Annotated in this window: 8 protein-coding genes; 5 read left to right on the plus strand and 3 right to left on the minus strand. The window is 61.9% G+C overall.

Translation table 11 applies throughout. The features are described from left to right. Window positions 1-337 precede the first annotated feature (337 nt). Both argS and QZY07_RS00775 read left to right on the plus strand, forming a co-directional pair. Window positions 338-2,143 carry an arginine--tRNA ligase gene (gene argS / locus QZY07_RS00770; RefSeq protein WP_295399008.1) on the plus strand — a complete coding sequence of 602 codons (1,806 nt, stop codon included), beginning with the start codon at window positions 338-340 and terminating at the stop codon, window positions 2,141-2,143. Window position 2,144: 1 nt separating this feature from the next. Next, window positions 2,145-2,771, plus strand: a complete 627-nt coding sequence (locus tag QZY07_RS00775) for an SPOR domain-containing protein (RefSeq protein ID WP_295399010.1) — start codon at window positions 2,145-2,147, stop codon at window positions 2,769-2,771. A gap of 51 nt (window positions 2,772-2,822) precedes the next feature. Here the strand turns inward: QZY07_RS00775 and phoU are convergent, their stop codons facing one another. Next, window positions 2,823-3,488 (minus strand): phosphate signaling complex protein PhoU, encoded by a 666-nt coding sequence (gene phoU / locus QZY07_RS00780; RefSeq protein WP_295399012.1) that lies wholly within the window; start codon window positions 3,486-3,488, stop codon window positions 2,823-2,825. 203 nt (window positions 3,489-3,691) lie between these two features. Continuing rightward, complete coding sequence (locus QZY07_RS00785; RefSeq protein WP_295399013.1) at window positions 3,692-4,048, minus strand: hypothetical protein; 357 nt, start codon at window positions 4,046-4,048, stop codon at window positions 3,692-3,694. Between the two features lie 84 nt (window positions 4,049-4,132). Between QZY07_RS00785 and QZY07_RS00790 the strand changes: the two genes are divergently transcribed. Continuing rightward, window positions 4,133-4,519 carry a Rieske 2Fe-2S domain-containing protein gene (locus tag QZY07_RS00790; protein WP_295399015.1) on the plus strand — a complete coding sequence of 129 codons (387 nt, stop codon included), beginning with the start codon at window positions 4,133-4,135 and terminating at the stop codon, window positions 4,517-4,519. Between the two features lie 78 nt (window positions 4,520-4,597). On the opposite strand, the gene hcp is transcribed toward QZY07_RS00790, so the two are convergent. Then, a complete protein-coding gene (gene hcp, locus QZY07_RS00795; protein WP_295399017.1) occupies window positions 4,598-5,887 on the minus strand; it encodes a hydroxylamine reductase in 1,290 nt (429 codons plus the stop codon). 442 nt (window positions 5,888-6,329) lie between these two features. Between hcp and QZY07_RS00800 the strand changes: the two genes are divergently transcribed. Together QZY07_RS00800 and QZY07_RS00805 are read left to right on the plus strand one after the other, a co-directional pair. Then, on the plus strand, window positions 6,330-6,827 hold the full coding sequence (locus QZY07_RS00800) for a helix-turn-helix domain-containing protein (RefSeq protein ID WP_295399019.1): 498 nt from the start codon (window positions 6,330-6,332) through the stop codon (window positions 6,825-6,827). Then, window positions 6,781-7,518: a transposase gene (locus QZY07_RS00805; RefSeq protein ID WP_295399021.1), complete on the plus strand. Its 738-nt coding sequence runs from the start codon at window positions 6,781-6,783 to the stop codon at window positions 7,516-7,518. Before QZY07_RS00800 ends, QZY07_RS00805 begins: the two co-directional genes overlap by 47 nt. Window positions 7,519-7,690: the final 172 nt, after the last annotated feature.

Here is a 7,690-nt window from a genome sequence, read left to right on the forward strand (position 1 = left end):
ATCTTGACCTTACGGTCATCCTGCGACCCGACGACTGTAGGCTATAAGCGAATCGCAAGACCCACGAGGGTGGTCGGGAACTCTAGCGCGTTGAGGCCAAAACGAGAATTGCCGAGGGGGCCAGCCGGATGCGTTTTCATGCGTGGATTCAGGTATCCTAAGCCGCTTCCAGACAGCTGTGGGTTTGCGGAAACGGCATTTTTCGCTCTGGACGCGATTAGATGCCTAACTCTCTTTATTTTCCTGTGCGGATGTTGGCGGAGAAGTAGCCCCGAGGATCCTCTAACGGCTCCATCGGTACTGTCGACCGCGCAACGTCGCCGAGTCGTCAATCCGAATGAAGCAAGACATCAAAGACCTCATCAGCGCCGCACTGACGGCACTCGTGTCCCGCGGCCAGCTCGACGCCCCGGAATTGCCCGAGCCGATGCTGGAGCGTACCCGCGACACCGCCCACGGCGACTTCGCCACCAACGTGGCGATGGTGCTCGCCAAGCTCACCCGCGCTAAACCGCGCGACCTGGCGCAACGGCTGGTGGAGGCGCTGCCGTCCTCGTCGTTGGTCACGCGGGTGGAGATTGCCGGGCCGGGCTTCATCAACTTCTTTCTCGCTGACGATGCCTATCGGGCGGAGATTCCCCGCATCCTGGCGGCCGGTCATGAATTTGGCCGGAGCCGGATCGGCGCCGGTCAACGGGTGCAGGTCGAATTCGTCTCGGCCAACCCGACCGGCCCGCTGCATGTTGGACACGGACGCGGCGCCGCTTATGGCGCGGTGGTCGCGGATCTGCTGGCGGCGGTCGGCTTCAACGTCCATCGCGAGTATTACGTTAACGATGCCGGGCGTCAGATGGACATCCTCTGCACCTCGGTCTGGCTGCGCTATCTGGAACTCTGCGGCGAGGATCTGCGTTTCCCGAGCAACGGCTACAGAGGCGATTATGTCTGGGACATCGCCGCGACCCTGCACCGCGAGCATGGCGATGCCTATCGCCATCCTACGGAGGAGGTTTTCGCCGGGGTGCCCGAGGATGCCGCTAGCGCCGACGAGCGCGATGAGGAAGGCAATCCTCTACCGGATGCCCCTGGAGGCGACAAGGAGACCCATATCGACGGACTCATTGCCGCCGCCAAGCATCTGCTGGGCGACAACCGTTATCGCTATGTCTTCGAGCTGGGGCTGAACACCATCCTCGACGATATCCGCGACGATCTGTCCGGGTTCGGCGTCGAGTATCAGGAGTGGTATTCGGAACGCTCGCTGACCGAGAGCGGCGCCGTCAACAAGGCCATCGAGCGTCTACGCGCGGGTGGCCATCTGTACGAACTGAACGGCGCGCTCTGGTTCCGCTCGACCGCCTTCGGCGACGAGAAGGACCGCGTAGTGGTGCGCGACAACGGCCAGACCACCTATTTCGCCTCCGACATCGCCTATCACATGGACAAGCTCGAACGTGGCTTCGATCGCGTGATCGACATCTGGGGCGCGGATCATCACGGCTATATCCCGCGCGTGAAGGCGGCGCTCCAGGCGCTCGGCGACGACGCCGACCGGCTCGACGTGCTGCTGGTGCAGTTTGCGATCCTCTATCGCGATGGCGTTAAGGTGCCGATGTCCACCCGCGCCGGCGAGTTCGTCACCCTGCGCGAGTTGCGCCACGAGGTCGGCAACGACGCCGCGCGCTTCTTCTATGTCATGCGCCGCTGCGAGCAGCACCTGGATTTCGACCTGGATCTGGCCAAGTCCGAGTCGTCCGACAACCCGGTCTACTACGTCCAGTACGCCCATGCCCGCGTCTGTAGCGTGCTGCGTCAGGCCGCCGAGAAGGGCATGGCGGTCGACCCAAGCCCTGGCGTGACCAACCTGGAGCGTCTCGTCGAGGATCACGAACAGGCGCTGCTGCGCAGCCTGACCCGTTATCCCGAGGTGGTCGAGACGGCCGCGCTCAAGGCCGAGCCGCATCAGCTCACCCAGTATCTGCGCGAGTTGGCCAACGATTTTCACACCTACTACAACGCCCACCAGTTTCTGGTGGAGGACGCCGTCCTGCGCGACGCGCGGATCAAACTGATCCTGGCCGCGCGGCAGGCGTTGCGCAACGGCCTGGGCCTGCTCGGCGTCTCGGCACCGGAGAATATGTAAGATGGTCAAGGAAACGCAACGCGGTACCCCCGCGCGGCCGCTAGCGAAACGCAAACAGAGTCGTTCCTGTGTCTGGTGGTTCCTGCTGGGCATCGCGCTGGGCGTGGTCGCCGGCAATTTCATATCGACAAGGCGTGAAGCCACTGACAGGCAACCCGACGCAACGGTCTCTCCAAACCGCGAGCCGCGATCGGCGCCGGTGTTACCGAGCTTCAAGTTTCAGGAAATTCTCAGCGACACCTCGGTTGAGGTTGGCGACAAGGGACCGCCGCCACCGCCGCCGGCACCTCGGCCCCAACCGCCCGCCGAGCAACCGCCGCCGGTGGGGGAAGCGCCGACGACGTCACCGTCTGCCGTGCCACAGCCGGCCGAGCCCGCCCCGGCGGCTCGCGGCGGAACCTATGTGGTGCAGGCGGGTTCCTTCACCAGTGCGGCGGATGCGGAGCGCCGTAAGGCCGAACTGGCCCTGCTGGGGATCTCCAGCAAGGTCCAGACCGCGACCCTCCCGAGCGGCAAGACCGCCTATCGCGTGCGGACCGGCGCCTATTCCAGCAAACAGTCCGCGGAGCAGGTGCGCGCTCAGCTCAAGCGCAACGGCAAGGAGGGAATGACCATCCCCATCAAATGAGAACGAACGGCAAGCTTGCGGCACGCAGCCGCTCGCGACGGGACGGCGCGGTCAATTGAGGTCCGGCGTGTGGCCGGCCGCCACATAGACCGCACGTTCGGCGACATTGGTGGCGCGGTCGGCGACCCGCTCGTAGTGATGCACGATCCACAGCAGGTAGGTTCCCGTGAGTGCGAATTCCACGTCCACGCGCATTCTGCCGAGCAGCTGCTCGATGATCGCTTCCTCGTCGCGATCGACTTGCTCCTCGCGAGTCACGGCCGCGCGCGCGGTGTTTTCGTCGCCGTTGGAGGTGAAGGCGTCGAGCGCGGCGGCGAGCATGCCAATGGCGTTGCCGGCGACCTCGAGGATGGCCGCGACGGGTTCGGGCGGAAGTCGGCTTTCTCCGATTTTGAGCATGACGCTCGCCACGTCTCCAGCATAATCGCCGATACGTTCCAGTTCGGACACCAGTTCCATGCAGGCGCCCAGCGCGCGCAGATCTTCGCCCGCGGGCTGATACGCGGCGAGGGTCACCAGGCACTGCTGTTCCAGCAGGCGACGCTGTTGATTGATTTCGGTATCCGCCGCGATGATTCGCTCGGCCAGGGACAGGTCGTGTTCCCGCAGACAGGTGACCGAGCGATCCAATGCCTGAATCACCAAGGCACCCAGGTCGCCGATGGCCGCCTGAAGCTGGATACGCTTTTTCTGCACCAGATTGATGTTGTCGGTCATCGCGGCATCCTCGTGTGAGTCATCGAAAGTACGCTCAATCGGTCTGCAATTGTCTCACAGGCAGGTTGCGGAAATTGGGATCCCGAAAAAAAACCGCCCGAATGGGCGGTTGGAGCATGCGTTCGGTCTGGCGTTTGGGGCGCTGGAGCCATCAGCTCAAACCCCTACGCGCATACCGATAAGGCGGCGGTATAACATCCGGGTTAGCGGAAGCCCCAGCGCAGGGCGGAGGCTCCGTGACCAATGCTTTGCGCCGCATCGCCGATCGAGCCGAGGCCATTGGCGACATTCGAGGTATTGCGGCCAAATACCTCGGTATCCTCGGTCCGATTCATGACCCGTACCCGGTTATCCGTCAGATCGGCGTTGCTGTTCATGAGCCGCGAACGCGCGCGGGATTCGCGGTCGATGGCCCCGGCGGCGGCATGGTTGACATCGGCCTGGCTGCGCAGCACTTCGTGATAGGCGCTATCGCCGTAGACAATAAAATTGTCGGCGGACACGGCGGATGCCGCCAACAGCAGCGCGACGGAGGCGATCCCGCCAGAGAGTCGATGCATGATCATGGTTGGCTCATCGATTCGGATTGCGATGAAATTCGGGGTGTCCGTGCGGACGCGGTATAAACGGAAAGCGCGATCAATATGTCAACTCTCCGCGATCAACGATTTTGGATCGGTCACAGCGCACAACTGGTTGAGGGCACCTATCTTCGGATCGATGCGACCTATGCCGGCGACCCAACCTCTTTACTCGTTTTTCGCTACAAGGGGATCTGTCGGGCCTATCGAAATCTCTGCGTGCACATGCCGCGCGAGCTCGATTGCGAAAACGATATGATTTTTGACGAGACCGGTCAACATTTGCGTTGTTCGATGCATGGGATCGTCTATGACCCGCTCACGGGCGAATCGCTCAGCACGCTCTGCAGCGGCCAGCGGCTGACGCCGGTCCGGGTGATGGAGGACGAAACAGGGATCTGGATCAAGGATCGGCGAGTCAGGCCGCGGATGGCGGCGGATGGAGGTTGAAGCAACGTCGCGACAGAGGAAAAAGCCGTCGAACCGCACGGCGTCGCACCTGTGCGGTTCCGGCTGCCGGATGCTGGTTCAGGCGCCCATGGCGCGTTGCAGATCCCCCTGGGCATCGTCGCTGGTGAGCCGCAGATCGAAACGCTCCTGCAGAATGGCGAAGACGTTGGGCGTAACGAAGGCCGGCGGATTCGGGCCAAGCGTGATGCCCTTGACCCCGAGACTCAGCAACGTCAAGAGCACGGCGACCGCTTTTTGCTCGAACCAGCTGATGACCAGGGTCAGGGGCAGGTCGTTGACGCCGCAGTCGAATGCCTTGGCCAGGGCGACCGCGACGGCGATCGCGCCATAGGCGTCGTTGCACTGCCCCATGTCCATCAGACGCGGCAGACCGAGGTGTTCGCCATAGTCATAATCGCGGATGCGGAACTTGCCGCAGCCGAGCGTCAGGATAAAGGAATCCTTCGGGGTGCTCTGCGCATAGTCGGTGAAATAATTGCGCCCCTTTTCGGCGCCATCGCAACCGCCGATAACGAAGAAATGGCTGATTTGACCCTCCTTGACGGCATCCACAATGGTCTGGGCCCGGTCCAGCAGCACGGTGCGATGGAAGCCGACCATGGATTCTCCCGCGATGTTTTCTTCGCAAGGGTCGCAACGACGCGCCTCCGCGATCACGGCCGAGAAATCCTCGTCCAGACGCTGACCGCCCGGCACCGCCGTGGCGCGCATGGTAAAGAGTCGGCCCTGGTAGCTCTCGGGCGGGATCAGCACGCAGTTGGTGGTCACGACCACGGGGCCGGGGAAGGCCGCGAATTCCTTTTTCTGATTCTGCCAGGCGCCGCCGTAGTGACCGGCCAGGTTCGGGTGCTGCTGGAATTTTGAATACATGTGGGCCGGCAGCATTTCGCCGTGAGTGTAGACCTTGATGTCGGTGCCCTTGACCTGTTCGAGCAGGTTCCAGAGATCCACCAGGTCATGCCCCGAGACCAGAATCCCCGGTCCCGCCTGGGTGCCTTCCTTGACCTTGATCGGCGCCGGCTTACCGAAGGTTTCCACATGGCCTTCGTCGAGCAGTTCCATGACCCGCAGATTCATTTCGCCGCACTTGAGGCAGAGTTCCAGCAGGGTCTCCACGTCGAAGTTGACGTTGGTCATGGTCGCGAACAGGGCTTCCTCGATGAAGGACGAGACCTGTTCGTCGGATTTGCCCATTCGCCGGGCATGATGGGCGTAGGCGGCCATGCCCTTGAGTCCGTAGAGCAGGGTTTCCTGAAGCGACTGGACATCGGCGTCCTTGCCGCACACGCCGGGGGAGGTGACGCAGGCGGTCTGGCGGAAGGTTTGTTCACATTGATTGCAATACATGGAAACCTCTGGATTTGAAGAATGGCTCAAGGAAAATCGGCACGCGGGATGGGTCAGGCTCTGGCCGGGTACGTGGGTAAGAGTGTCGCGGGAGCGGCGCGGGATGGCCTTGACCGAGGTCAAATCGCTGCTGGCGCGCGTCGCCGTCCCAGCGTCCTTATTTTTCTGATTTCAAACGGAACCCTTGCCGTTGTAGGTGTCAGGGCGCGCCCGCATTTATCATAAAGGTGAAAAGGCGTGAATAGCCGTTGCACCTGCGTTCAACCGCGTCCAGAGCGAACAACGTCGTTTTCAGCCTTTTCCCGCGTCGCGGCCGCCCGGACGATCGATGAGGCGCGTTTCAATTTTCTGTCTCTCTAGTACAGCGGCGCCAAAGTCACTGTAAGGGCTTTGGCGTTCAATGGTACCCTATTGACTTTCATGTTCGCACAGTTCAGTCAGTATGATCGGCCAACCCCTTTACCGCATGAACCTGCTTGCGTCAGAACGGACCACGCTCGAAGCCCTGATCCGCCAGCAGACCACCCCCCAACATCTGGCGAAACGTGCCCGGATCATCCTCCTTGCCAACGGCGAGGCGGCCACCAACCGAGCCATCTCCGACCCGTTAGGGGTCATTCAGGCGGAGGTGACGACCTGGACGAAGCGCTGGATTGAGCGGGCACTGGATCCCCTGGCGGAGCGACTGGCCGATTTGCCCCGCAGTGGGCGTCCGGACACCATCACCCCCGAGCAGTGGTGTCAGATCCTGGCGTTGGCCTGTGAGCCGCCGGAGCAATACGGTCGCCCCATCACCCATTGGACGAGCCGGGAACTGGCGCAGGAAGCGATCCAGCAAGGGATCGTGCCACGGCTCTCGGCCGGGCATCTGCGCAAGGTGTTAAAAAAAAGAGTTGCAGCCACACCGCAGCCGGTATTGGCTCAATGCCAAGGCCGATGAACGCAAGGATGAACGCATCGCCGAGATTGGTGACGTGTCTCAGCGCATCCCTGGCAGCGCCGAGGAGATCGCCTTCCGCGTCGATGAGGCGACCGGGATCCAGGCCCTGGAGCGCATCGCCGCTGACCTGCCCCTGTCGCCCGGAAAACCGCTCGCGCGCGAGTTTGAAGACGCGCGCCATGGCACCCAAACGCTGATCGCCGCCCTGCACATCGCCGTTGGCTCGATCTTCGCCCACGGCGGAGACACCCGCACCGAAGACGATTTTTGCCGTTTTATCATCGCGTTGCTCAAAACCGATCCCGGCGACCGGAGGGATCACGTGGTGCTTGATCAGCTCAATACCCACCAATCCGAAGCCCTGGTGCGTCTCACGGCGACCCTCAGCGGAGTGGATGTCGACCTCGGTATCAAAGGCAAACGCGGAATCCTCCACTCGATGGCGTCGCGCGAAGCGTTTTTGTCTCAGGCCGACCACAAAGTGGTGTTCCACGACACCCCTAAGCACGCTTCCTGGATGAACCAGATCGAAATCTGGTTCGGCATCCTGGTCAAAAAGGTGATCAAGCGCGGGCACTTCCTGTCCAAGGAGGATTTGCGTGCCAAGCTGCTGGCCTTCATCGCCTACTTCAACGCCACCATGGCCAAACCTTTCCGTTGGACGTATCAAGGAAAACCGTTGATGGTATGAGCGCCATTACAAAGATTTGAGCGCTGCTGTACTAGGGCGTGTCATCAATTGTAGTTGTGTGGGAATATTGTCGCCCGACCACTTCAAAATGAACGAGGAGCCCGGATGACTCAGCGTCGCTATGCCCTGCGTGACGATCAATGGGAGCGGATCAAGAACCTCCTGCCTGGGC

This window comes from uncultured Thiocystis sp. (genome assembly GCF_903866365.1).
Taxonomy (GTDB): domain Bacteria; phylum Pseudomonadota; class Gammaproteobacteria; order Chromatiales; family Chromatiaceae; genus Chromatium.

Coding starts and splice junctions, on each gene's coding strand:
- argS (WP_295399008.1), top strand. CDS start 338: ATGAAGCAAGACATCAAAGACCTCATCAGCGCCGCACTGACGGCACTC.
- QZY07_RS00775 (WP_295399010.1), top strand. CDS start 2,145: ATGGTCAAGGAAACGCAACGCGGTACCCCCGCGCGGCCGCTAGCGAAA.
- phoU (WP_295399012.1), bottom strand. CDS start 3,488: ATGACCGACAACATCAATCTGGTGCAGAAAAAGCGTATCCAGCTTCAG.
- QZY07_RS00785 (WP_295399013.1), bottom strand. CDS start 4,048: ATGCATCGACTCTCTGGCGGGATCGCCTCCGTCGCGCTGCTGTTGGCG.
- QZY07_RS00790 (WP_295399015.1), top strand. CDS start 4,133: ATGTCAACTCTCCGCGATCAACGATTTTGGATCGGTCACAGCGCACAA.
- hcp (WP_295399017.1), bottom strand. CDS start 5,887: ATGTATTGCAATCAATGTGAACAAACCTTCCGCCAGACCGCCTGCGTC.
- QZY07_RS00800 (WP_295399019.1), top strand. CDS start 6,330: ATGATCGGCCAACCCCTTTACCGCATGAACCTGCTTGCGTCAGAACGG.